The sequence below is a fragment of the Yoonia sp. SS1-5 genome (genome assembly GCF_038443705.2).
In the GTDB taxonomy this organism is placed as follows: domain Bacteria; phylum Pseudomonadota; class Alphaproteobacteria; order Rhodobacterales; family Rhodobacteraceae; genus Yoonia; species Yoonia rhodophyticola.
This window is the reverse complement of the sequence record NZ_CP151767.2, coordinates 1,116,690-1,141,138: the sequence shown is the minus strand read 5'-3', so window position 1 is coordinate 1,141,138 and position 24,449 is coordinate 1,116,690. Positions and strand designations below refer to the sequence as shown.

At 57.4% G+C, this 24,449-nt stretch carries 25 protein-coding genes; 16 read left to right on the top strand and 9 right to left on the bottom strand.

The window, feature by feature from the left end; genetic code table 11:
- Positions 1-16: 16 nt before the first annotated feature.
- From AABB31_RS07230 to AABB31_RS07185, 10 genes are all read left to right on the top strand, one after another.
- Positions 17-1,099, top strand: coding sequence for an IS481 family transposase (locus AABB31_RS07230; RefSeq protein ID WP_342074941.1), 1,083 nt, complete (start codon positions 17-19; stop codon positions 1,097-1,099).
- 35 nt (positions 1,100-1,134) lie between these two features.
- Entirely contained in the window at positions 1,135-1,950 is an 816-nt protein-coding gene (locus AABB31_RS07225; protein WP_342078776.1) for a Mu transposase C-terminal domain-containing protein, read from the top strand.
- Positions 1,947-2,912, top strand: a complete 966-nt coding sequence (locus tag AABB31_RS07220; RefSeq protein ID WP_342078777.1) for an ATP-binding protein — start codon at positions 1,947-1,949, stop codon at positions 2,910-2,912. The genes AABB31_RS07225 and AABB31_RS07220 overlap by 4 nt, the downstream gene beginning before the upstream one ends.
- 74 nt (positions 2,913-2,986) lie before the next feature.
- The gene (locus tag AABB31_RS07215) at positions 2,987-3,661 is read left to right on the top strand and encodes a hypothetical protein (RefSeq protein WP_342078778.1); all 675 of its coding nucleotides are present in this window, start codon (positions 2,987-2,989) and stop codon (positions 3,659-3,661) included.
- Positions 3,662-4,447: 786 nt separating this feature from the next.
- A complete protein-coding gene (locus tag AABB31_RS07210) occupies positions 4,448-6,541 on the top strand; it encodes a type VI secretion system tip protein TssI/VgrG (RefSeq protein ID WP_342078779.1) in 2,094 nt (697 codons plus the stop codon).
- A 2-nt stretch (positions 6,542-6,543) separates the two neighbouring features.
- Positions 6,544-7,152, top strand: a complete 609-nt coding sequence (locus AABB31_RS07205) for a hypothetical protein (RefSeq protein WP_342078780.1) — start codon at positions 6,544-6,546, stop codon at positions 7,150-7,152.
- The gene (locus tag AABB31_RS07200) at positions 7,149-8,006 is read left to right on the top strand and encodes a hypothetical protein (protein ID WP_342078781.1); all 858 of its coding nucleotides are present in this window, start codon (positions 7,149-7,151) and stop codon (positions 8,004-8,006) included. The genes AABB31_RS07205 and AABB31_RS07200 overlap by 4 nt, the downstream gene beginning before the upstream one ends.
- A 25-nt stretch (positions 8,007-8,031) precedes the next feature.
- Positions 8,032-8,430, top strand: a complete 399-nt coding sequence (locus tag AABB31_RS07195; protein ID WP_373635576.1) for a PAAR domain-containing protein — start codon at positions 8,032-8,034, stop codon at positions 8,428-8,430.
- Positions 8,423-9,388 carry a hypothetical protein gene (locus tag AABB31_RS07190; RefSeq protein WP_342078783.1) on the top strand — a complete coding sequence of 322 codons (966 nt, stop codon included), beginning with the start codon at positions 8,423-8,425 and terminating at the stop codon, positions 9,386-9,388. Before AABB31_RS07195 ends, AABB31_RS07190 begins: the two co-directional genes overlap by 8 nt.
- Before the next feature lie 9 nt (positions 9,389-9,397).
- Entirely contained in the window at positions 9,398-10,051 is a 654-nt protein-coding gene (locus AABB31_RS07185; RefSeq protein WP_373635575.1) for a hypothetical protein, read from the top strand.
- Between the two features lie 108 nt (positions 10,052-10,159).
- Here AABB31_RS07185 and AABB31_RS07180 read toward each other — a convergent pair whose 3' ends face one another.
- From AABB31_RS07180 to AABB31_RS07160, 5 genes are all read right to left on the bottom strand, one after another.
- Positions 10,160-10,684 carry a GrpB family protein gene (locus tag AABB31_RS07180; RefSeq protein ID WP_342078785.1) on the bottom strand — a complete coding sequence of 175 codons (525 nt, stop codon included), beginning with the start codon at positions 10,682-10,684 and terminating at the stop codon, positions 10,160-10,162.
- Positions 10,681-10,941 carry a transposase domain-containing protein gene (locus AABB31_RS07175; RefSeq protein ID WP_342078786.1) on the bottom strand — a complete coding sequence of 87 codons (261 nt, stop codon included), beginning with the start codon at positions 10,939-10,941 and terminating at the stop codon, positions 10,681-10,683. The genes AABB31_RS07180 and AABB31_RS07175 overlap by 4 nt, the downstream gene beginning before the upstream one ends.
- Positions 10,942-10,992: 51 nt before the next feature.
- Positions 10,993-11,763: an ATP-binding cassette domain-containing protein gene (locus AABB31_RS07170; protein WP_342078787.1), complete on the bottom strand. Its 771-nt coding sequence runs from the start codon at positions 11,761-11,763 to the stop codon at positions 10,993-10,995.
- Positions 11,763-12,833 carry an ABC transporter permease gene (locus AABB31_RS07165; RefSeq protein WP_342078788.1) on the bottom strand — a complete coding sequence of 357 codons (1,071 nt, stop codon included), beginning with the start codon at positions 12,831-12,833 and terminating at the stop codon, positions 11,763-11,765. Before AABB31_RS07165 ends, AABB31_RS07170 begins: the two co-directional genes overlap by 1 nt.
- A gap of 130 nt (positions 12,834-12,963) precedes the next feature.
- Positions 12,964-13,983, bottom strand: coding sequence for a sugar ABC transporter substrate-binding protein (locus tag AABB31_RS07160; RefSeq protein WP_342078789.1), 1,020 nt, complete (start codon positions 13,981-13,983; stop codon positions 12,964-12,966).
- Positions 13,984-14,164: 181 nt separating this feature from the next.
- Between AABB31_RS07160 and AABB31_RS07155 the strand changes: the two genes are divergently transcribed.
- The 6 genes from AABB31_RS07155 to AABB31_RS07130 all read left to right on the top strand — a co-directional run bounded on the left by AABB31_RS07155 (position 14,165) and on the right by AABB31_RS07130 (position 18,374).
- Positions 14,165-15,364 carry an ROK family protein gene (locus AABB31_RS07155; protein ID WP_373635791.1) on the top strand — a complete coding sequence of 400 codons (1,200 nt, stop codon included), beginning with the start codon at positions 14,165-14,167 and terminating at the stop codon, positions 15,362-15,364.
- 144 nt (positions 15,365-15,508) lie between these two features.
- The gene (locus AABB31_RS07150; RefSeq protein WP_342078791.1) at positions 15,509-15,964 is read left to right on the top strand and encodes a hypothetical protein; all 456 of its coding nucleotides are present in this window, start codon (positions 15,509-15,511) and stop codon (positions 15,962-15,964) included.
- Positions 15,961-16,530, top strand: coding sequence for a hypothetical protein (locus AABB31_RS07145; protein WP_342078792.1), 570 nt, complete (start codon positions 15,961-15,963; stop codon positions 16,528-16,530). Before AABB31_RS07150 ends, AABB31_RS07145 begins: the two co-directional genes overlap by 4 nt.
- A complete protein-coding gene (locus AABB31_RS07140; protein ID WP_342078793.1) occupies positions 16,527-17,084 on the top strand; it encodes an SCO family protein in 558 nt (185 codons plus the stop codon). Before AABB31_RS07145 ends, AABB31_RS07140 begins: the two co-directional genes overlap by 4 nt.
- The gene (locus AABB31_RS07135; protein WP_342078794.1) at positions 17,084-17,548 is read left to right on the top strand and encodes a rhodanese-like domain-containing protein; all 465 of its coding nucleotides are present in this window, start codon (positions 17,084-17,086) and stop codon (positions 17,546-17,548) included. Before AABB31_RS07140 ends, AABB31_RS07135 begins: the two co-directional genes overlap by 1 nt.
- 1 nt (position 17,549) lies before the next feature.
- On the top strand, positions 17,550-18,374 hold the full coding sequence (locus tag AABB31_RS07130; protein WP_373635574.1) for a PHB depolymerase family esterase: 825 nt from the start codon (positions 17,550-17,552) through the stop codon (positions 18,372-18,374).
- 32 nt (positions 18,375-18,406) lie between these two features.
- Here AABB31_RS07130 and mdoH read toward each other — a convergent pair whose 3' ends face one another.
- From mdoH to AABB31_RS07110, 4 genes are read right to left on the bottom strand one after another with little or no spacing between them, the layout of a single operon-like run.
- A complete protein-coding gene (gene mdoH, locus AABB31_RS07125) occupies positions 18,407-20,275 on the bottom strand; it encodes a glucans biosynthesis glucosyltransferase MdoH (protein ID WP_342078796.1) in 1,869 nt (622 codons plus the stop codon).
- Positions 20,272-21,774, bottom strand: a complete 1,503-nt coding sequence (locus AABB31_RS07120; protein WP_342078797.1) for a glucan biosynthesis protein G — start codon at positions 21,772-21,774, stop codon at positions 20,272-20,274. Before AABB31_RS07120 ends, mdoH begins: the two co-directional genes overlap by 4 nt.
- Complete coding sequence (locus AABB31_RS07115) at positions 21,771-22,970, bottom strand: OpgC domain-containing protein (RefSeq protein WP_342078798.1); 1,200 nt, start codon at positions 22,968-22,970, stop codon at positions 21,771-21,773. The genes AABB31_RS07120 and AABB31_RS07115 overlap by 4 nt, the downstream gene beginning before the upstream one ends.
- Before the next feature lie 33 nt (positions 22,971-23,003).
- Complete coding sequence (locus AABB31_RS07110) at positions 23,004-24,377, bottom strand: tetratricopeptide repeat protein (RefSeq protein WP_342078799.1); 1,374 nt, start codon at positions 24,375-24,377, stop codon at positions 23,004-23,006.
- Between the last annotated feature and the right edge of the window lie 72 nt (positions 24,378-24,449).

Sequence of the window (24,449 nt, the reverse complement as noted above, 5' to 3'; positions counted from 1 at the left end):
CAAGGAGTGTCGATCAATGACAAGTATTCAAGAGAAGATCATCAAGCCGAAGCTGGGGCTGTTGGAACTGGCCAAACAGCTCGGAAGCGTGTCGCAGGCCTGCAAAGTGATGGGTTATTCGCGGGACAGCTTTTACCGGTTCAGAGAACTTTACGATCAGGGTGGCGAAGAAGCCCTGATGGATCTCAGCCGCCGCAAGCCGGTGATGAAAAACCGCGTGCCAGAACATGTCGAGAAGGCGGTCATCGAACTGGCCATCGACAACCCGGCTCTGGGTCAGAAACGGGCGTCGTGGGAGCTGCAGCAGAAAGGCATCATGGTGTCATCGTCGGGCGTCCGGTCGATCTGGCTGCGTAATGATCTGGAAACCATGAAAAAGCGCCTCAAGGCCCTGGAGGCCCGTGCCGCCCAAGAGGGTATCTTGCTCACCGAGGATCAGTTGGCCGCGCTGGAAAAAGCCAAGGCCAAGAAAGAAGCCCATGGCGAGATCGAGAGCCACCACCCTGGCTATCTGGGCAGCCAGGACACCTATTATGTGGGCACAATGAAGGGCGTCGGACGCATTTATCAACAGACCTTTGTCGATACCTATGCCCGCGTGGCGATCTGCAAGCTCTACACTGAAAAGACGGCAATCACCGCGGCCGACTTGCTGAACGACCGCGTGATCCCGTTCTTTGCAGAGCATGAGATCAGCCTGCTGCGCGTCCTGACAGACCGGGGCACGGAATACTGTGGCAAGGTCGAGAACCACGCCTACCAGCTTTATCTGGCCGTCGAGGACGTGGACCACACCCGAACCAAGGCCAATTCTCCGCAAACAAACGGCATCTGCGAGCGGTTCCATCGCACCATCAAGGATGAGTTCTACGACATCGCATTCCGCAAGAAACTGTATCGGTCAGTCGAAGAGTTGCAGGCCGATCTGGATGCGTGGCTGGCAAAGTACAACGAACAGCGGCCACATTCGGGACGTCACTGCTATGGCAAAACACCTATGCAGACCTTCCGCGAAACGCTACACATCGCTGTCGAGAAGACGATCAAAACGCACGACCAATCGGACAGTGCGCAACCCGTTCTCAGCGTCGCAAGCTGAGATGTCCGTCAGATCAAGTCTGAAGTTTTACACTTATGGGCACCATTACACGCTTTTGGATTGATGAATATCCTCACAGCCCTCATCGAGGTACTGGTATGTACGGGGCTACGCCGCGGCAGAAACTTGATGAAATGATTGAAGCTTATGGAGGTATTGAAGCCCCTGAAGCTGAGATGCTCCGTCTTCATCTGGGCGAGAAGACGACCGCCACGACGACATCGGAAGGCGTGAAGATCTTCAATATTCCCTACAACTCGACGGCGCTGCAAAAATTTGCAGCAGGTGCGCCGAAAGAGGTCACCGTATTGTTAAACCCGGATGATCTCCGGTCTGTAAGCATTCAAAACCAAGAAAACGCCGACGTGATCACTGCAGATCTGAGGATGACCACCTTCGCCGACCTGACGCTTGAAGAAGCAATTGCTGATATGCGCTCCGCTATTGAGGACAATCCTGAGAAGCGTGCCTTGCATGATGAACATCTGCGAAAGGCACGCGCACGCCGCGTCAGAGAATCTGGCTTTTTTCCTGACTCAAACCTGCCTTCGTCATACACAAAGATTGATGAGCTTCGAAGGCAAGCTGATCAGATCGCGAATGTCGAGTATATTCCAATGTCTCGTACAGGTCCGTCTACGGCCCCTGGAAACATCATGCATCGTGACCCTCAGGGATCAGCCCAGACTGTGGAAACTCACATCGCGCAAGAAATCGATCCCACTGCCCTGGGGCCAAAAGAGCTGCCTTCAGCAAGCCCTATCGACACAAGCCAAGCGAAGGCAACGTCAGCTGAAAGGTCCAAAGGAGCGCCCCACAAATTCAAACCTATAAAAAAGAGCAAACTATGAATGAATTCGTCATCCCCGCTATCCGCGACACAGCGTCAGGCACCGTCGACCGCGTTTTTCCGCTTGAAAGAGCTGAGCGCCTCAAGAACGAGTTCGCCCGTGTTTTCAGCCATCACCTTGGCTGCCTCGAAAGCGGGTCACGATTTGAGACCGAAAGTATCCTAGTAACTGGGCAATCCGGCAGTGGGAAGACCAAGGAGATCGAGGAGCTTTTGAAGCGGTTCAACGCCAGTAATATCCCGCTACCGACGGGACAGCCCGCCCGGTTTGCCGAATGCATTCTCACAGGAACGCAGGGCTGGAAAGATTTGGGCCGAAACTCCATGTGGGCCATCGGCTTTCCACTAGACGGTAAGGCGCGCCTCACGCAGGTGGAGATCTGGGAGCGGGTTGTGACAGAGGCAAAGCTCGCCGGTGTGGTGGGTATTCACTATGACGAGGCCCAGCACATCTTCCGCAAAAAGAATGACACTGACCGTCTCGCCATTCTCGACTCTTTCAAAACCCTCATGAAGTCGCACGATTGGCCGCTTATCCTTATCTTCTCAGGTGTTCCAGAGCTCGATGGGTATCTGCGGGAGGAGCCCCAGCTGTATCGGTTGATTAACCGTATTAAGTTCAACGACATCTCACTGCCTGACGATTTTGATACGGTCCATGAGATCGTCAGCAGCTACGCGTTAACCTCCAGACTTGAGCTAGATGACAAGATTTCGACCGAAGACTTCTATCATCGCCTCGTCGCCGCTGGTGCCTTTCGATGGGGACTGATTATCAAGCTGACCATTGGCGCCATCGGCATGGCGCGGGTCCGAAACACAGGCACACTGCATGTAGATCACTTCATTGATGCCTGGGTATCCAAGACACAAACGAACTCCGCGGCTACACCATTCACCCATTCCAGATTCGAAACGATATACCGAAAAGATCACCCTTTTGTGGAAGCTCTGACAGGGTAGACCAAGAAAACACTTTGGTGCCATTAGAGCCCGCGTTTCTGACGCGGGCTTTTTCGCGTTTCCCATCTGATCAGATGGGTCAAAAAAGTTTGAAAAAGTTTTGCGCGCGCTATTGGTTTCTTGCGCAGACTATTGGTTCTTCGCGTTTTTTCGAATCAGATATCGATCTGAAAACACGCGATTTTTTCGGGTCACGAGAATCAGGCTTTGTTCTTTTTGCGCGTGCTTCTGGTTTCGCTGGCACTGAAAAATATGGCTTATTTACAGGGCTTTGTGCAGACGCGTCCAGAAAGTCCCGCGAGCTTTCGGGCCGAATTCTGCTGAAACAGCGGAGTTCTGCTACAAAGCCTACAAAATTTGCACGTCCTTGCGCAGCTTGGGGCCTTCCGATGAGCTGGCGGGTCGCGAACATAAGCGCGGAACGCGAGTTCGGAAGCGCGAGGCCTACGCAGATCTCCATGTTCTTAGCCGCCACGGAAAGCGATGACGGTTCTGGCATCCAGTGTTCTAAGGGAATGATCCAGCGGCACATCGAGCTGAGGGAGACCACCATCAAGCGAACAATCGGAGGCTTTCTGAGGGAAGGCGTACTCCTCGAAACCGGGGCGCGCGGGTGCAAGAACGGTTTCATCATTGTTTACCGAAGCGATCTTGCCCGGATCGCGGCGCTCGAACTCACCGCCGAACCCGATATTGAGACGGGGGCGACGGTGGAATCGGTCCAGACCGGCGCCGAGACCTTGATATAGGTAAAATCCGTTTGCCAAGGCTGATTGATGCCAGTCGTTTGTCTTTGAAACCGTTCGCCGCCTGGAGGACGTTGAAGGCCTAGCTGGTGATCAGATCATGAGCACTGAGCGTACGATATACTGTGAACACTGACGCAAAGTATCGTTCTTGGTCTGTAAACGTCACGGCCGGTTCTCGCACTGACGGTTCCGCCTCTTGCAAGGGGAAGTCGACGACCTTGCGCTTAACTTGGTCTGGTACAGGGTTCCAGACATGCTTTGGCTTAGGAGACTGATCCTGTGGACCCGCCTCAACACGCTGTAGATCTGGATCATACCAGCGATGGAATGTGGTGGGCGGGATGCCCAGCTTGGTAAGTATCCGGTCCGCGCTGTGTCACCAGCCAAACGGTTCTTCCCGGCCTCCATAAAATCCTTCGACCAGTTATCATACGGGCTTTCCGCAATCCCCTCACGGCCACAAAGCTTAGACGTCGAATTCTCGCCACCTGGCCCGTGCAAAACAATCCGGATCCTCTCACCAGCAGAAAACTTCCGTCGCCTCTGACGCTTGATCTCGTGAATAGGTCTGTCAGCGATCCATTCGGCCCAATCTTCGTCCTCACCTCGTATCGTTTCAAAGATTGCCATGAGCAAAGGACACTCCTTTAGCAATACAATGCTGCCTGTCTCAAACGCCGAGACGGGTTACAGTCTTCAAACCTCAACCAGTGATTGATCTAGCTCTTGGAATGGTTAGTGTCGTGATGTTGAATAGAAGCCTTCAACTTCACAAGGACCGCAGAAATGAACGCGATTTTTACGCAGGATAAGCGCCTCGGAAAGCTGACCACGGTTCTTGGCAAGGATACGCTTGTCCTGCTGCGCTTTGACGGCGTGGATCACATGAATGATCTGTTCGAATACCGTGTCGAGGCGCTGTCGACCGAACCCAACATCGACTTTGACGGTCTGATCGGGACACACGCGTCTGTCGAAATCGAAAGTCAGAATAACGGGACGCGGATTTATGACGGGCTGGTGACCGAAGCCAAGTGGGCAGGCGTCGGCGAGAATGGCAACAAATATACGCTGACCTTGCGACCATGGCTTTGGGTGGCCGGCCAGCGCCGCAATCAGCGCATTTTTCACAACAAGACCGTCGTGCAGATTCTCGAAGAACTGCTGGCGCCATACGGTGGTTTGGGTGATCCGGCGTTAGACGTGGCCCTGTCGGGATCCTGTCCCGAACTTGAATACACCGTCCAATACCGCGAAAGCGACCTGGCCTTTGCGACCCGTCTGATGGAGCGGTTCGGCATCAACTACCATTTTGCCCATAAAGTTGGATCACACACGCTGGTTCTGACCGATACCGTTGATGCGCATCCGATCATTCCAGGTGGTTCACGCGAATACAAACCTGTCGAAGGTGCCCGCCAAGCCAATAAAGAGCACTTTTGGGAATGGCACCCGGAACGGCGCATGACGACGGGTGCGATCCGGCTGACGGACTACAACTTTAAGAAACCGACCGCCGCGATGGAGGTCGAGCGCGCCGGTGATGCCGCTTATGCGCAGGGGCAGACCGAGAGCTATGACTATCCGGGTGATTACCACGAACAAGGCCTTGGCAAGGATGTAGTTGGTTTGCGCATCCTGCAAGAGCGGGGTCAGGATGCCCGCCATCGCGCCGTGGGTGATTGTACGTCGCTTGGGGCGGGAATGAAGCTCACACTGACCGGTGATCAGGTGAACGGGGTAAAGGGGGCTGACTACCTTTGTCTGTCGGCCAGTCACTCTTATCTGTCCGATGCCTACGGATCGGGTGATACGACAAGCGACGGCCATGCCTATTCCGGCGCATACGTCCTGATGCCGGTGACTGCTCCGCTTGCGCCAGAACGCAAAACGCAGGTCCCCGTGGTTCACGGCCCGCAAACCGCCGTTGTGGTCGGCGCAGGCGAGATCGACTGCGATGAATACGGCCGCATTCTGGTGCATTTCCACTGGGACCTTGAAAAAGCCTATTCAATGCGCTGCCGCGTATCGCAAAACTGGGCGTCCAAAGGATGGGGCGGCATGGTGATCCCGCGCATCGGCATGGAAGTTGTTGTCGAATTCCTGGAGGGCGACCCAGATAAGCCGCTGGTGACAGGCTGCGTTTATAATGGAAAGAACGAGACACCTTACCCGCTGCCCGAGCATAAGACGAAAAGCGTGTTCCGAAGCGATACGCATCAGGGTGGTGATCTGACGGCTTTCAATGAGCTTAGTTTTGAAGATCAGAATGGGCGTGAAGAGCTGTTCTTGCGCGCCAGCCGCGACATGACCACCAAGGTCGATCAGCATGCGACCACCCGTATTGACGATAACTGCATCATTTCCATCGGTGGCCACCAACTCGCCGAAACCGAAAAATCCTGGGTGGCCAATATCGGCGCGAATTATGCCATCAATGTTGGAACCGGTTCCGGTGGCAGCGCCATTAATGGGGACGAGCGCAAGGACCCCTATGGTTTGCGCCCCGCAGCATACGCCCTGAATTCTGAGTCGATTGCCGCTGGCAAGGGCAATTTTTCGATCTCTGCCCTAGGGACGATCCGGCTTGATGCTGATTCAGCCTACTCGCTTGATGTCGAAGGTGCGGCGATGGAACGTGTCGGCCAATCAAAAACCTCCAATGTTTCAACGAACCTGAAGGTGTCTGTTGGCGGAAATTCGAAAGAAGTTGTTGGTCGCCGCAAAGTCATTGATGCCCATGAAGAGATCAAGATACGGTGTGGCGCTGCCGTGCTGACAATGAAATCAGATGGAACAATTACCTTTAATGGCAAGACATTAAATGTCAGTCAGTCAGACAGGATCACGATGGAATCCGGTCGGATTGAGTTGAATTAGACATGTTGCGGCGCACAATCATTTCGGCGTTTGCCGTCCTCGTGATTGTCGGGGTGACAGTTATGGGCTTTGCAAACACTGAAAAAGGAACTGCACAGATGAACGTGGACCTGACCCTTTACCTTGGGGGAAAAATCGCTGTGGACGGCGGGGTTGTTCTTATTTTGCCGCAAGAAGTTCCAGCAGATGCGTTTGTGGTGCCCGAAGATCGACCCAACATTGCCCAAGACCGTGTCACCCCGACAGGTCCTGACCAGATCGTGCTGGGTGCTGATGTCAGATCACAAAAGACAATCGTGACGTTTCAATATCCGGCCGGTGCTTCCTATACCTACCGATTTCGGACCCGGAACGCAGACGTCAATCCGCATAATATCAAAACGGACCGCATTGGCGTCGGTTCGGGCACTGGCGTCCATCCGGTCACCGGCGAAACAGAGGCCTATGACACGGTCCTTACCCATCATATCGACGCCGGAGAGTGGACGACCTCACAAAGCCGGGCAGCCCGCGCCGAGTTGAATATGGGTTTTTTAGCAGAGCGCTATGGATGCATCGAATTCGCCGCCGTTCAGGTGTGCGACGCCCGCGTAGATCGGCTTGAACCATGAGCTTTATTCGTCTTTTCGTGCGCTCTTTTCACCCGCAGGCAAATTTCGGGATCTCAGGTCTTGGGTATCATGGTGATGACCGCGGCTTCAGTCACGATTCTGGTGATACTGCCAGGATTTATGCAATTGTCCGCATCGGGCTGAACAATCCCGCTGTGGTCCTTGAAAAGATCGATTCAGATCCCAGCAGCGGACTGACCGGTATTCTGCATCAGGATTACAGTCAGCCGGGCACCAAGCCTACAGCAAATCTTAGTGGACAAGTGGACCCCTATATCGAAGATGGCGATCAATCCGCGCAATTGATGCTTTCCTATACGGGTCAGAATTTTGCAATGCCGCTGGGCGATTCAGAAACGGCCCGAGAAGCGGTGTGGGAGCATGTGGTACCGGGTCTGGATGTCACGTGCTCGTTGCACCTGACAATTGACCGGGATGATGATGAGATGTCCTTTGCCTTTCGGATGACCGGAGACGGATTTCCAAATGCCGAGGCGTTCTTGCTTGATAGCACGACGGCGCCCTTGATGTTGGCGACCCATCGCCGGGTCGGGTCGGCCTTGGCGCAGCTACGTGGAAACCGGCGCATTGCGATGGCCAACGGTATCGGAGAAGTGGCGTTTGCGTCCGACAAACTTGGGTCCGACCTGACCTGCTTTGTGTCGCTTGACTATGCCGAGGTGACGGGCGGGCCGATAGATGTTCGGCAAGAAACCGGCGAAAATCCGACGGACCGCTCTGCCTGGAACAGTATGCATACGAAACGTGATGCGCGCGGCGGTTGGGGGCGACGCTATCTGGGCGATAATCTTCCGATTTTTGCGCCTGGTCGCAGCGCGAGCTCGATGCCATGATGTGGTCTGTTGAGAAAGGTTTGAAATGACTGGTAAGCCTGCAACCCGCGTAGGCGATATTGGCACCGGGCATGGGTGCCATTTCCCACCGACACCAGCCACAGCCGGGTCACAAGATGTTTTTGTGAATGGGATCCCTGCGGTCCGCCAGGGCGACGCGTACGCGCCCCATGCCTGTGCAACCTGTCCAGCCCCCCCACATCCCCGCGCATTGGCGTCAGGCAGCGCAACTGTTCTTATCAATGGCAAGCAGGCTGGCCGCATTGGTGACCCGATCGACTGTGGTGGGGCTGCGTCGGCGGGGTCGCCGAATGTATTCATCGGTAAGATACGCCCATCTATTCCCCTTGGCGCCATGGGCGTGCCCGGTTTTTCTGTCTTGGGCGATGGCGAATGTGATCTCAAAGCGGGCCGAAATGACTGATCGGCCCACCCAGCAAGTGTTTGTTGTTGCAGATCTCAGCATGATGGATGATGCGGGGCAGCAAAGCATCACGACCCTTGCCCGCTTTGGTGATCATGCAAAAGTTGGTGACGTTGATACCACGGTGTCAGTCCCCGTGGATCAAGATGATGCTGACAGCATCAGGCAGCTGGTGTTTGACGGTCATGCGCTGCTTGTCAACACGCATATGGATGCGCGCGCGTTTGCCGACCGGCTGGGAACCCGCCAGTATTATTTTCACCCGGCAACTGGGAAATTAGGGTCATATCAACTTGCCATTCCAATGATCATGACCTTCTTCCTGATGCACGCAGACCCCGGTCTGGCTGCCCATCTGATGACGCCAGGTGATCACATCATTGCCCGCGGTTATCAGGAAACCGTATTCCGGTTTGATCGCACCGCAGAGGCGCTGACTGCGCAGATACTCACGCCCCGCGTTCCCGATGCGTTGCATCAGGAATTGGTCGTGCCCGTTGACCTTCAACAGGCGCCGCCTTCCGATATCGCATCGGCTGATTGGGTTGTACATTCATGCGCCTTGACGGATGTGGCAGAAGCGACAGAAAGCTACACCAATTTTCCAGAGCTGACGCCGGAATTCGTAGCTGCCTTCGAGACGTTTCAGCGCAGGCTATGCGTCAGACAACTTGCAAAGCAAGAGGCAGAATTTCTGCGCCAGCCATTAGTGCCGACCGTTGAAACTGCGCTGCTGGATATGGCGCGCCGCTGTGGGTATTGGGATGACACGCCCTTTAGTTCCTTTGCTTATAGTTTCTTGATTTTGGGCCAAGAGGGGCTTTCTGATAGCCCCAATTTCCGATGTGATGCCGACCAGCACCCGGCACGTGCCCTGTTCAACATTGAAATGCCGCGGATCGACGCGACAAACCGAAAGCGCAACATCGCCAGATACGGTGCGGGTTGGGACAAATAGGACCGCAACGTGCCACAGGACATTGATACCACCGCCCTGCGCGACTTTCGCAACCACTACCCCATTGGGTTGCCGTTAGAGGCGTTGACGATCAGGCCATTCCAATGCTCTCAGGATGACAATTTGTATCCGACCCATCCGTCGCAATCGTTGAAAACCTATCATGTCTATGACCGGGCAGAGTTCGACCGAAGGGAACTTGATGGTCGCGACGACGAATGCATTCTGTCGCAAATTCGCGATGATCGGCCGGGTGGCCGGCCCCGGGCACAGTCCCTTATTGATCGTGTCATCTCGCGGGCTGAAGAAAGCGGTCGCCCAATCCCATGCCAATTGGCCGACCGTGTCCATCGTGTCATGTTGTCGGACACCTATATTGACGCCTGCGGCAACTATTACCGCGGGGTCAAATCAATGCAGTTTCTTGAATCCGACGAAAACATGGGGACGTTGTTTTCGCCCGGACGTACGAATTACCGCGTGCCCGACACAGCGTTTGATGAACGATATGACGGGCATACCTATCCCGTGCCGAACGTTGATTTTGCGTTTCTGGCAGCAATACTTCCCGAGGATATGGACAAGATCGCGACGGAACGGCGGCGCGCGCGACAGACCCATCAATTGGACCAGGCTGGTCGCATATTCACATTGATTGATTGAAATTTGGCAGCTTCAATACAGTTTTTCAAATGGCTGTCCGGCCTGAGACTGCCCGCCGAACTTCGAATATGGCGTGTGGAGCAACGTAAGCGTCGGGTCTGACCGCCCTTAGTTCTTCTGGGCGTCGATGACGGCTCTTACGAACGCGGTCTTTCGCCCTGCATACAGCCCCCGGCCTTGGTCGCCGAGCTCTTCAACGAGTGTCTGTTTCAGGTATGCGTACTGATCCCGGAGTTTTGGGTCGCCTCGTAGCGCGTCACGGAAGGCGATTTGGTCGCGGCAGTCTGCATCGTCGGGATGGTACAGATGCAGATTGTGGGTTCTGATGTTGCCATCGCTCAGCCGGATAAACAGCCGCCCGCTTCGAATGCCTCTGTCGATGTAACCCATCTTCGTAAGGGCGGTCGCAATCTGCTCTCCCTGGGTTGAGCGCATGGCAATGTCCAAAATAGGTTTTGCCGCCAGACCGGGTACTGAGGTGCTGCCGATATGGTCGATATCAAATGGCACATCTGGCAGAGCTTGGGCGATCAATGCGGCCTCTTTCGCAAACAAGGCAGCCCATCTGGGGTCGTATTCAGTCAAAGACAAAGACGCCTGCCGCAGGCCAAGTGCGGGACGTTCAGCAGTCACTGGATGACCTTTCCGCTTACCCAGGGCAGGAAGTCGTTCACGCCCGTGATCTTGTCATCAGGAATGCGGGCCATGGTATCGGCGCGCCAGGTATACGGATCAACGCCGTTCAGTTCGGCGGTCTCAATCAGGGCGTATGCCGCAGCACCGGCGCGGCCACCGTCAGGTGATCCGACGACGCGGTAGTTTTTGCGCCCAAGGGCAAGCTTGCGGCAAACCTCAGCCATTTGCACGCCGCGTGACTGTTCCTTGATCATCTCGATAGCCTGCTCTGCGCCGTACCGTAAAAAATGCCGACAATTCGCAAATCAATGGGCCAGTACGGGCGGTTCCTTGGCGCCGGTCATGAAAGCCACGGCATCTGACATCGTGAAATCCTTTGGGTCAATCACACAAAGCCTTTTGCCAAGCCGATGTACATGGATCCGGTCGGCGACCTCGAAGACATGGGGCATATTGTGGCTGATCAGGATGATCGGGATCCCGCGAGAGCGCACATCAAGGATCAGTTCCAACACGCGACGGGATTCCTTGACCCCCAGCGCGGCCGTTGGTTCGTCAAGGATAATGACCTTTGACCCAAATGCGGCAGCCCGGGCCACGGCCACACCCTGACGCTGGCCGCCGGACAAGGTCTCAACCGCCTGATTGATGTTCTGGATCGTCATCAACCCAAGTTCCGACAGCTTGTCACGGGCGAAATCCTGCATCCGCTTCTTGTCCAGCTTGCCAAAATACCGACCCATGATCCCGTCTTTGCGCAATTCGCGCCCCATGAACATGTTGTCGGCAATCGACAGGGCAGGGGACATGGCAAGCGTCTGGTACACCGTTTCGATGCCCGCAGCCCGGGCGTCGATAGGTGACCGGAAATTGACCTGCTGCCCGTCAAGATAGACCTCGCCCGCGTCAGGTATGACCGCACCGGACAGGGCCTTGATCAGCGAAGATTTTCCCGCGCCGTTGTCGCCGATCACCGCAAGAATTTCGCCGGGATAAAGCTCAAAGTCGCAATGATCCAGCGCCGTTACACGGCCGTAGCGCTTGACCAGATTTTTGCCTGATAGAATGGGTTCCATTACGCAGATACCTTTCTGATCCACTGATCCGCACCAACGGCTGCGATGATCAACATGCCGATCAGCAGGAAAGTCCATTGCGGGTCGGCCCCCGCCATCCGCAGCCCCATTTCGAAGACACCAACAATCATGGCCCCGAAGAAGGCGCCATAGATCGACCCGCGGCCGCCAAAAAGCGAGATACCCCCGATCACCACCGCAGTGATGGATTGAATATTCCCGACCACCCCGGTCGAGGCAGACGGGGAAACGGACGAAAACCGCCCGATCATGACCCAGCCTGCAATCGCGCAGATCAGGCCCGTCATCATGTAGACGCTCATCAAGGTGCGATGGACGTTCACACCTGCAAGCTGTGCGGCTTCCGGGTCGTCGCCGACCGCATAGACGTGCCGCCCCCAGGCGGTGGATCGCAGCGCATAGGCCAGCACAACCACAAGAAGGATCATCAGGATCACGCCATAGGTAAAATTGGCCCCGCCGATCTGGATCTTGTTGCCCAGGAATTGAAGGGCTGCTGCATTCTCGCGGATGTCAGAGGACCGGATCGTTTCATTGCGGGAATACAGGTAATTGGCCGCCAGCACGATCTGCCAGACCCCAAGCGTCACGATGAAAGGCGGGATTTTGACCCGGCTGACCAGATAGCCACTGATCGCGCCGATGCCCATCCCGAAGGCCATGCCGATGCCAATGCTGATCGTTGGTGGTACACCGTAGCGGAAGGTGAACTGCCCCATGATCACCGAGCTGAGCACCGCAATAGCGCCGACTGACAAGTCGATGCCCGCAGTCAGGATCACCAGCGTCTGTGCGGCGGCAAGAACGCCAACGATCTGCACCTGCTGCAGGATCAGGGTCAGCGTGCTGGCTGAAAAGAACCGCTGCCCCAGAAGTAGCCCAAACAGGGAAATGGCAAAAACCAGAATGATTAATGGCACAAGGGCTGGGTTCACATGCAGCGCATGTTGTATCCGACCCATGATCCCGTGTTTTTCGTCATCGAAATGCGCCACGTCTTCGGGTGTGCGTGTCTGAACGACCTCTTCGTAACTGCCGTTATCGGCCATGCTGGCTTTCCCCCAAATCACTTTGCCAATTGCTTTTAGCTTAACCAAGTGCGTCGTGATCCGGGGCAGACACATGGCCCGCCCCGGATTGCATCAGGTCAGTTGGTCACGCAGACCAACCCGGTGCGGATCAACCCCAGCAAAGGTCGGTGCCTTCGGCAACCGAAATGCTTTCCACGCCATCAGCGGCCTTGTCGGTGACAAGTGCGACACCGGTATCAAGGAAATCCTTGCCTTCGGTATTGGCGGGCAGTGTCCCGTCCTCGGCATATTGGGCAATCGCCTCGATCCCCAGCGAGGCCATCAGCAGCGGATATTGCTGTGATGTGGCACCAATCACACCGTCGGCCACGTTCTGCACGCCTGGGCACCCGCCATCAACCGACACGATCAGCACGTCATCCTGACGGCCGATCGCGGACAGGGCCTCGTAGGCGCCGGCTGCCGCAGGTTCGTTGATCGTATAGACCACGTTGATTTCGGGATCGACGGCAAGGCAGTTTTCCATCGCTGTGCGGCCGCCTTCCTCGTTGCCGGCTGTGACCTCGTTGCAGATGATCCGCTCGTCGGTTTCATCGCCCCATTTGTTCACGTCGACTGTGTCGATGCCAAAGCCGGTCAGGAAACCCTGATCGCGCAGAACACCAACCGTCGGCTGGCTGATCGCAAGGTCCAGCATCGCGATCTTGGCATTGGCGGCGTCGTCACCCAGTGTTGCCGCCGCCCATTGGCCAATCAATTCGCCGGCCAGAAAGTTGTCTGTCGCGAATGTGGCGTCAGCCGCGTCGATGGGGGACAATGGTGTATCAAGTGCGATGACCAATAGGCCAGCCTCGCGCGCCTGCTCGACGGAGGGGACAATGGCCGCGGTGTCGGATGCCGTCAGCAAAATACCGGACGCACCATTGGCGATGCAGGTCTCGATTGCGGCAACTTGGGATTCGTTGTCACCGTCGATCTGACCGGCATAGGCATTCAGTGAGATGCCCAGTTCTTCGGCTTTGGCCTGGGCGCCCTCGCGCATTTTGACGAAGAAGGGGTTGGTGTCAGTCTTGGTGATCAGACACGCTGATGTCCCATGTGCGTCAGCCATCGCAGACCCTGCTGTCGTCATCGTTACCAAGGCTGTGCCAATAAGTAGTTTTTTCATAATTTCCTCCCAGAAACGCTATGATTTCGGGGGCTTACCCCACCCCCACATCCCGCCAGTGGCGCGATGAATACACTTACACAACGCGATTCTCTTGAGGGTGTCAATTAATTAGTTAACTTTCTTTATTAATAGAAATGGTGTATTTCCTCCAATGGAGGAGCGGTTTATGAAGACCGGCATGGAACAATCCGTCGTCAGATCGATCAGCGCCGGGCTGAGCCAAAAAGGTGTGCGAAACCACAATGAACGCCTGTTATTGTCGTTGTTGCAGCGGCATGGCGATATGCCAGGCAGCGACCTGGCGAAACTGACATCGCTATCCCCACCGACGGTCTCTGCGATTCTGAAACGGCTCGAGGCAGAAGGCCTGTTGATGCGCGGCGATCCCGTGCGCGGCAAGGTCGGCAAGCCGTCTGTCCCCATGGGTTTGTCGCCGGATGGTGTCTTGTCTTTCGGTTTGAAACTGGGGCGCCGGTCGGCTGACCTGCTGCTGATGGACTTTACCGGCACTGTCCGGACCCAAAGGCGCCTGCGTTACGATCAACCGCACCCTGAAACGGTATTCGATTTTCTGGCGGCGGGCATCGCGGAAATTACCGGTGCCTTGCCCACTGATGCGGCCAAACGCATTTGCGGCATCGGCGTTGCCGCCCCGTTCGAGATGTGGAACGGACCGGCGCAGGGTGGGCCCGGCAATGATGTTTTCCGGCCTTGGCTGGACATCCACATTCCGCAGGAAATCGCCCGCTTTTCTGCATTGCCTGTGTCTTTGGTCAATGATGCCACTGCAGCCTGCAGGGCCGAACATATCTACGGGCGCGGGCGGGCGTTTCGCGACTATGCCTACTTCTTTGTCGGGGCCTTTGTGGGCGGCGGCATCGTCTTGAACCATTCGGTTTTTGAGGGGCGGCGCGGCAATGCCGGCGCGCTGGGATCGCTGCGCAGCATCGGCCCCAATGGCGAGACCAAGCAATTGGTCGACATGGCCTCACTACACACGCTTGAGGCCCGATTGACCGAGGTGGACATTGACCCCGCCCTGATCTGGCGCAGTCCGCAGGATTGGACGGGCATTGCCCGCTACGTGGAACCCTGGCTTGGGCAGACCGCACAGGAATTGGCCAAGGCCAGCCTGTCCACCTGTTCCGTCATTGATTTCGAGGCAGTGCTGATTGACGGTGCCTTTCCCGCCGAAATCCGTGACGAACTGGTCGCAAGGGTGAACCGCTATATTGGCAATCAGGATATGCGCGGCCTGATCGCGCCTGCCATCGTTGCAGGCGCCGTTGGCGGGAATGCCCGTGCAATCGGGGCGGCCTGCGGGCCGATTTTTGCGCAATTCCTGCTGAACACCAATGCAGGACTGGCCGTCGCCTAGGGTTCTGACCCTGGGCCCGGTGAACCTGCTGTGCAGCACAACCCAGGCGGTAAACCTGAACCGGCGCAATCAAAGGAAAGTGAGTTGCGCGACGGCATGCGCTATGCTCAGGTCGAGACATATCAATAACTTGGGGAGATTGCCGTGAAACGACATCTTGCAGTGCTGGTTGCAGCGCTTGGATTAGCCACCGGACCGGTTCAGGCCGCCACGGGCGAGCGGATCAGCGTGAAGGGCGAAATCATCGACACGTGGTGTTATTTTTCCGGTGTCATGGGTGGGCCTGATGCGGTCATCGGCACCGCACATCATACATGCGCGCTTTGGTGTTCGGCTGGTGGCATCCCGGTTGGTCTGCTGGCTGAGGATGGCACCGTTTATATGGTCCTCAAGATTGAAGACAGTGCAGATAGTGCCGGCGGTGACACGCAACTGCGCCTTGCAAGCCACACGATCGAGGCCGATGGGCTGCTTTATGAGCGTGACGGCCTGAAATATCTGGTGGTCGAAGAGGTGGTCAGCGATCTCGATATTCAGGCGCTAAGCCATGATGCTTATGGCACCGTTCCCCCATTCGCTATTCCAAAGGCAGAGAGATGAAACAGATCATTGCATTGCTTGGCTGTCTGGCAGCCGCTCCTGTCGTGGCACAGGATTTTTCCGAAGGATCCGAGGCCAAAAGCTGGAACCTTTACGCAGAACAACCCGCAAAGTTCGAGGCAACCGTCGTTGACATCCTGTGCGAGCTAACTGGCGATTGCCCGGACAATTGCGGTGATGGCAGCCGCCAGCTTGGCCTTGTGCGCAGCGTTGATGACGTTCTGGTCTTCCCCAACAAGAATTCGCAAGCCGCCTTTACAGGGGCCGCGCAGGAATTGCTGCCCTATTGCGCGCAAGAGGTCGAGGTTGATGGCCTGCTGTTGGAGGATGACTATGTCGGTGCCAAGAATGTCTATCTGATACAGCGCATTCGCCCCCTTGAAAGCGAGGAATGGGTCAAGGCAAACAGCTGGACCAAAGTCTGGGCCGAAAACCACCCCGAGGCGGATGGCAAAGGCCCCTGGTTCCGACGCGATCCGCGTGTTCTGGCCGAAATCGCCGAAGAGGGGTATTTCGGTCTTGGTCTAGAGCAGGACGAAGAGATCAAGGACCTGTTGTTCGAATGATGCGCGCATTGCTTATCGGGGCCGCGTGCCTGGCCAGCCCTGCCGTGTCGCAGGGCTTTCCATTCAATGTTGGCGGCAACTATGCGCTGACGGATCAATATGGCAAGTTGCGCACTCAGGCCGACCCGAATGGCCGTGCGCAGCTGCTGTTTTTCGGATACGCCAATTGCGAGCAGATTTGTTCCGCCACCCTGCCGATGATGGCCGATATCGCAGATGACATTGCGCATCTGGCCGATGTCAGCCCGGTCATGATTACTGTGGACCCCAAGCGCGACACGGTCGAAAATATCGGCCCGCCGCTGACCCAGTATCATGACGACTTCATCGGGCTGACCGGCACCGAAGAGGCGCTTCAGGTCGCTTACGACGCGTTCTCGGTTGAAAAGGAGGTCGTGTTCACGGATCCTGCAGGGCAGGAGATTTTCGCCCATGGCAGCTTTATCTACCTGCTTGATCCGCAAGGCGCGGTCCTGACCCTTGTGCCGCCGGTGATGGATGTGGATCAGGCGATTGAGATCATCACCCCCTATCTGGTGGCATTGGCCGAGTGATGCGGCTGTCGCGGCGCGCCATATTGGGCGGGGTTGGTCTTGGCGGTGCTGCGGCTGTTGTCGCGATGGCCAACCCCAATCTTCTCTATACCCTGATCACCGAAGACGTGGATGGCGTGCAACTTTCAGCACCTGATGCGCATGCCCAGGCCCTGGCTGGCCAGATTACCCTGATCGACATTCGCAGGCCCGATGAATGGGCACGGACCGGCAGCGGGCAGGGCGCACACCGCGTTGATCTTCGTCGCGATGATTTCGTGACCGTGCTGGACGGGCTGACAAATGGGGATCGGGCCGCACCGATTGCATTGATCTGCGCGCGAGGCGTGCGTTCCGCCCGGACGGCAAATCGGCTGGCTGAGGCCGGATTTACAAATATCATTGATGTCCCCGAGGGGATGTTGGGCTCGGCCGCCGGGCCGGGCTGGCTCGCGCGGGATCTGCCGCTGAACAGGGATCCTTAGGATGTTGCGACTGGCGCTGGGTTTTACCCTTGGGTTCATCGGGACTGCGGTCCATGCGGGATGCGCTGACGCGTCAGATGCCTGCGAAATTCCCGAAGGGACCTATCACATCGCCTTGCCCGACAATGCTGAAGCCTCGCCACCTGCGCTGATCTGGTTGCATGGTGCTGGCGGCAGCGGGGCGGGGGCGCTGCGCAACACCGGCATGACCAATCAACTGCTGTCCCGCGGATACGCGTTTATCGGGGCTGACGGGTTGGACCGGCCGGGCCGATTTGGGACGGGCTGGTATTTTCACCCCGACCGCCCGCAAAACCGCGACGAGGTCGCGTTTTTGAATGCCGTCGCCGATGATGCCGCCGAACGGTTCGGGCTGGATCGGGCGCGGATGATCCTTGCCGGTTTTTCGGTGGGTGGGTCCATGACAAGCTATCTGGCCTGCGCCGACCCTGACGCCTTTGCCGCCTATGCGCCCGTCGGTGGCAGTTTCTGGAAGCCGGAACCTACCGATTGTGCGGGGCCCGTGCGCCTGCTGCACACCCATGGCTGGCGCGACCAGACCGTCCCTTTGGAGGGGCGGCCATTGGGTGGTGGGCGCATTTATCAGGGTGACGTCTGGCAGGCCATGCAGGTCTGGCGGGCCGAGAATGACTGCGCCCAACTACGCCCGGACAGCTTTGTGATGACCGATAATTACTGGCGCCGCATCTGGGAGGATTGCGCCCCCGGCACTGCATTGGAATTTGCACTGCATCCGGGTGCGCATGGCATTCCGCGCGGCTGGGCGGCGATGACGCTGGATTGGTTCGAAGCTCTACCGCGCTGATCTACCTGATGCAGGTTTTTTTGCAGAAGGTCTTATTCGGCCGGGATGCGCCCTGCAGCTTCCAGCGCCCGGGCGGCATAGCGCCGCTCTGCCATGGCGCGGCGGATGATCGGGGGCGCGTTGATCACCTCGGGCGTTCCCATGTGGCGCGATGCCCAGCGGCGCTTGGACAGATCAACGCCACTTAACGCAGAAAGCGGAACTGCAAAGGCAAGGCTAAGCGCGATAGGCAACAGCCACAAGGTGACCAGCCCTTGGGACATGCCCAACAGGGCGCCAATTCCCAGCACGGTTTCGATGGCGTGGAACTTGATCATGACACCGAGGGAATAGTGACCGCCCTGGCGGTTCTGCGGTGACCAATGCTCTTTCACGCCGATGATCTTGGCGGTAACGGCCTTGGTCTGTTGCACCATCAGAACCGGCGCATAGGCGATGGACAGCGCGACCTCTAGCGTGACGGATGTCAGAAACTGCCGGAACCCGCCCAGATCACGCAGGCGCAGCCCGGCTTTCTGGATCACGGCGGCGCCCAGCACTTTGGGCGCCAGCAGCATCGCATACATGAATGTCAGGATCAAAAGGCTGTTTCCGGTGGACATGGTCGGCCAGTTGACCTGCGCGTTGTAACCGCTGAAGTAGCTGACCACGTTGTCCTGCTCGCCATTGCCCACAAGCGCCCAGATGATCAGCAATGTGAACCAGGCCGGGGACATCAGGTAGCCCATGGCCCCGCTGATCAGATGAAAGCGTGACATGGCGTGGAACCCGCGCGACGACAAAAGGCTCAGATGCTGCAGGTTACCCTGACACCAGCGCCGGTCCCGCAACACATAGTCAATCAGGGTGGCGGGGACTTCTTCATAGCTGCCCTGCACGCGCGGCAGAAAACGGACGGCCCAGCCGGCACGGCGCAGCAACCCGGCCTCGACGAAATCATGGCTCAGTATCAGCTCGCCGCGGCCGTTGCGCATGCGCGGCAGGCCGGCACATGATGCAAAGGCGCGGGTGCGGATAATCGCGTTATGCCCCCAGTAGTTCCCCTCCTGGTCGGTCCAGCGGCTCAACCCCTCGGCCAGCGGTGCGCCGTAAATCCGGTTGGAAAACTGCTGCACCCGGGCAAAGACTGTCCGGGCGCCAAAGATGGTCGGGAAAGACTGGATAAGCCCCGCGGCCGGATCCACGGCAAGCGCGTCGGTCAAAGCCACAATCGCTTCGCCGCTCATCAGGCTGTCGGCGTCCAGCACCAGCATTGCATCATAGCCGCCGCCCCAGCGTTCAACCCAATCGGCCAGATTGCCGACCTTGCGGTCGGTGTTGTCGGCGCGGCGGCGGTAGTGGACCAGCGCATTGGCAGGCAGGCGGGTTTTGAGGTTGAAGAACGCCTGTTCTTCTTGTGCGGCAACCGCATCATCACGGGTGTCAGACAGGATAAACAGCGAGAAACGATGCGCACTATCCTGTTTTGACAGGGCCTTCATCATCGCGGCAGCATTGCCGAAAACATCTGCGGGGACTTCGTTATAGACAGGCACCAGCAAGGCGACATTCTGGACGGCGGGTGCGTCGATGGCAGCCCTGCGTGACACGCCCAGAAACAGGCTGCTGACCCCCACAAGCGTGGTCGAGACCGACAGGGCGATCCAGAAGAATGTCACTGTGATCAGTCCGATGATCGCGATCTCAAGCGGGTAGAGACCGGCCATTGCAAACCAGTCCGCGATCATGCTGACGACCAGTCCGGTAATGACAATCGCCGGTGCAAAGGCGAACAGGCGCCACCAGCGTGTCGCGGCAAGATCCATCCCGCCGGGCGCGGTTTCGTCCCGGTGCGGCTTGTTCAGCACCTGGATGGGCCGGGCCAGCGGGACCTCTGGCGGCATCATGGCAGGAGGGGTCATGCCGTCCATCTATACAACCAGACTTCGGTAAGGGGGACACGGTCACGCAACAGTTGCGCGCGCAGTTCGATCAGTTGCGCATCGCCCGGCAAGATGCTGAAATTCATGCGTAAACCGCCTGTGCCGGGATTGTATTGCAGCACCGCGGGCGAGACCTCGCCATTTGAGCCGCGCAGGATCACCGTCAGGTCATCATAGGGGCCTTCACCCAGGGCCGGATGCGGGGCGAAATCAATCGCAAACACGGTCTTGATCTGATCAAAACCCTTGCCGATGCGGGTATTGGTCACATGGGCGACGTCGGATAGCCCGTCAGGGGTATTCCCCCAATCCATGCGGTAGCCGATATCATAGCGCTCGCCAGTGACCATCGGTGCGCGTGGTCGCCAATACGCAACGATATTGTCGTAGATTTCTTTGTCCGCCGGGATTTCGACCAGCTCGACCCAGCCGTCACCCCAGTTTCCATCGGGCGTGATCCATAGCGAGGGGCGCGCCTCGTAATGCGCCTCAAGATCGGCGAAGTTTTCGGGGTCGCGATCACGCTGCATCAGGCCAAACCCTTGCGGGCCGTCATCGACAAATGCGCTGATTTGCACGGTCTTGGGGTTCGCCAGCGGGCGCCAGATACGTTCGCCATTGCCATTGACGATCATCAGGCCTTCGCTGTCATGCACGGCGGGCCGGAAATCATCAAACCGGTTCCTGTTTGTTTCATCAAAGAGGAACATAGATGTCAGCGTGCCAAGACCCAGATGCATCAGGTCCACGCGCGGGAACAGGGTTGCAGCCACGATCATCCTCGTGGTGTCGCCATGCGAGATCGTGAACTGATAGGCCCCGGTGACCGATGGGCTGTCCAGCAATGCGTGAACCACAAAGCTGTCGGCATCCGGGGCAGGCGCCTCGATCCAGAAATCAGTGAAATCGGGGAATTCTTCGCCCGCCGGATCGCCGGTGCGCAGCGCCAGTCCACGGGCTGACAACCCGTAGGTCTGGCCGTTGCCGATGGCGCGGAAATAGCTGGCGCCTTGAAAGACGGCGAATTCTTCGAAGATATCCTTGGTATTCAGCTCGGCCCGCAGACGCAGCCCAGAATAGCCCATGGTCTCGTCAACCGGCAGATCGGGAAAGTCGTCTGTGGTGTCGAACAGCGACATATCAAAGGGCAGCGTCGTGGCCTGCCCATCCTCGACAAGATGGATCGTCGTTGCCCGTTCCACATAGAGGCCTGCATTAAACAGATCGACCTTGAGAGGTTTGTCAGTATCGTTCCAGATCGCGTTATTGGCATTGAACCAGATATGCTGGAACTCGTCATATGACAGTTTGCGCCATGCCTCTGGGACCATGGGGCGCGCCACATATTCGCTTTGCGCCTTTTCCTGCGCAAGTCCGATCAGCCAATCGCGGCTAAAGGGCTGGGCGGCCTGCGCCCGTGCGATGCCGGGCGCGCTGGCTGCGGCGAGAAGTGCCATGAAAGTACGACGGTCGATCATGCTTTTGCAGGTCCTCTCCAGGGTTGGCCCTTGAACCAGGCCGCGCCATAAGCCGTCAGGATGATCAGGGCGAACCCGAACATGTTGACCAACGCAGTTGGCAGCGGGGCGTTCCCGGTTTGATCAAAAATGAATCCCAGAATGCGGGACAGGACCACAGTTGTCAGGAAGACCGCAAGGGATTGCTGCCCAACTTTGGTGATCAGTGCCACGATCCCGCGCCAGAGACCAGCAAGCAGTGATGTGCCGGTGGCGACGATATTGCGCCCCTGCGGCCCCGCAATTGCCCAGCCAAGGTAGGCGACGGCCAGGAAGTGGATGTAGCGCAGAATGCCGCCATTGGTTTTTGATATCCATCCGCGGTTTTCGGCCCGCCAGCCATTGACCCAGTCAAAGCCCAGCTCGCGGATTGCAACGCTGGATACCATGAATCCGCCAACAAGCACCGCACCAACCAGTGCGATCATGACCGCGTTGATCGGCGGCGCCGGGATCCAGCCGCTCATCAGTGCAAAGCCGGCGAAAAAGACCAATTGCCATGCAAAGGGATTGAAGAACCATGCGCGTTCCGACCACGGCTCTGCCGGAAGGCTGATTTGCAGCCACCCGATACCAAGCCATTCAAGCAAGGCGCCCTGCGCCAGAAACCATGACATGCCGACAAATCCCGCGACCAACCACAAGTTGATCTTGGCCAAAGCCATGACGATGGGAACCATGATCAGGATCATCATGTACATCGGCAGAATGTCGAAGAAATTCGGCACATAAGTCAGCGTAAAAAGGCCGACAAGCTGCGTGGCGGTATCATTGAAAAACCGGCCGAGGTTCAGCCCGGCAATGTAGGATTTTTCAAAGCCGCCATATGTGTCGATTGCAGCCAGAACCATGGCTGTCAGCAGGAATGTCGCGATATGTGCCCAGTAGATCTGCCAGACCCGGAACGCGATACGCGAGGTGCCCAGCAACCAGCCCCGGCGCTGATAGGTTCGCCCGAATGCCACCGCCGAGGCCATGCCTGAACAGAACACAAATATCTCGGCTGCGTCCGACAGGCCGAAACGGGCCGGTATCCACTGGTTCCACCAGTTGCCGGGCGTATGGGCCATCAGAATAATGAACATCGCCATCCCGCGATAGAAATCCAATCGCGGATCACGGATTGTTTGCGTTTGGGGCGCAGTTGTGGCGGTCATTGCGGCAGTCTTTTCAACCTATCGGGGCGCGGCTTAGGATGCCGCCCAGTTGGCCGCACGCTCTGTTGCGCGTCGCCCATCTGCAATCAGCTTTTGCCGCGCTGCAGCGTAGCCGTCAATACGTCCGCTGCGCTGTGCTGTCCGCTTGGCAAGAATTGCCTCTGCCTGATCGAGGAAACCGGCGCGGATGCCGCTGTCAATTGTCAGCCGCTCGAACACATCACGTTGCGCGTGGCTGCCGCCTGCCAGATGCATATCGGCATTTGCGCGGGCCAGGTTGATAAAGGCCCCCTCGAAATTGGACTCGCCAAACGCTTCCAGACCGGCGGCGGCAGCGAGGCCGGGGTTCGCCATCGCCTTTTGCATATCCGATTTGCCTTCCTTGGCATCGCGATGCAGGCGTCCCATCATCGTTGCGATCGCATCCTCGCGCTGGCCGCCGACAAGGGCCAGCAGATAGTGCAGGTCCGCAAAAATCAGGCATCCGTCTTCGGTGCGGTTTGCGGACAGGTCGGCCAGTTCTTCCCAGCGGTCACCCACATCAACGCCGTCCAGCTCCAACCGGCTGAGCAGCGAGGTCGCGTTCGAGATATCGCGGTAATCATCCGTCTTGTCCTGACGGATCTGCTGATCATAAAGATCAAGCACAACTTCACGCTCACCCATGTCCAGATGCATCAACGCCTTGTGCCACCACACGTGGTAGCGGAAATTGTTGCAATGCGCCCAGGCTTCCTCGCGGCCGGTCAGCCACTTTATCCCGCCTGCCGCATCTGCGGTCATGTCATGTACGTGGGCAACAGCGTGCAGGCCCCAAGCGTCATCAGGCGCCAGCAGCAATGCCTCGCGGCCAGCGATCTGGGCACGCTTGTATTCACCGGTTTCTTCCATCGCGAAGGCGTGGCAGCCCAGCAGGTATCCATAGCCCGGATGCTTGTTGTCATAGGCGGGCAGGACCGCCTCGATCATCCGGCGCATCCCGACCGCATCGCCCAGAACAAAGCGGACAGCATGATCCAGCTTCATCGCAAGCGTATCGGTTGGGTTGTCGGCCAGCGCAGCCTCGAAATGGCGCAATGCAGCCTTGGGTTGCCCTTTCATCCAGTCGCGCAGGGCTTGCAGAAAATACATCTCGCGCTTGCTGATGGGTTGGGCGCGGTTGGTCGCTTCTGCGGCCTCGTAGGCCTCGGTCGCTGTTGCCAGAAGTTCCTTGCGCCCCAAAAGGATGTAGAACATCGCCTTGGCGATATGCCCAAGGGCAAAATCAGGCTCGGCCTCCAACGTTGCACCAAGATGTGTCGGTGTGCTTGCCCCATGCGCAAGAAACGCGCGTTGGGTATTGTTCCAGCTCTCCAGCGCCTGAGGGGTGGCGAGTGTGGTGTCCTGCCCGAATAAATCTTGCATCATTTGTGAATACGCTCCTAGATCCTGCCAAAGGGGTATCAGTCAAAACTGACCGATACACCACACAGACCCGTG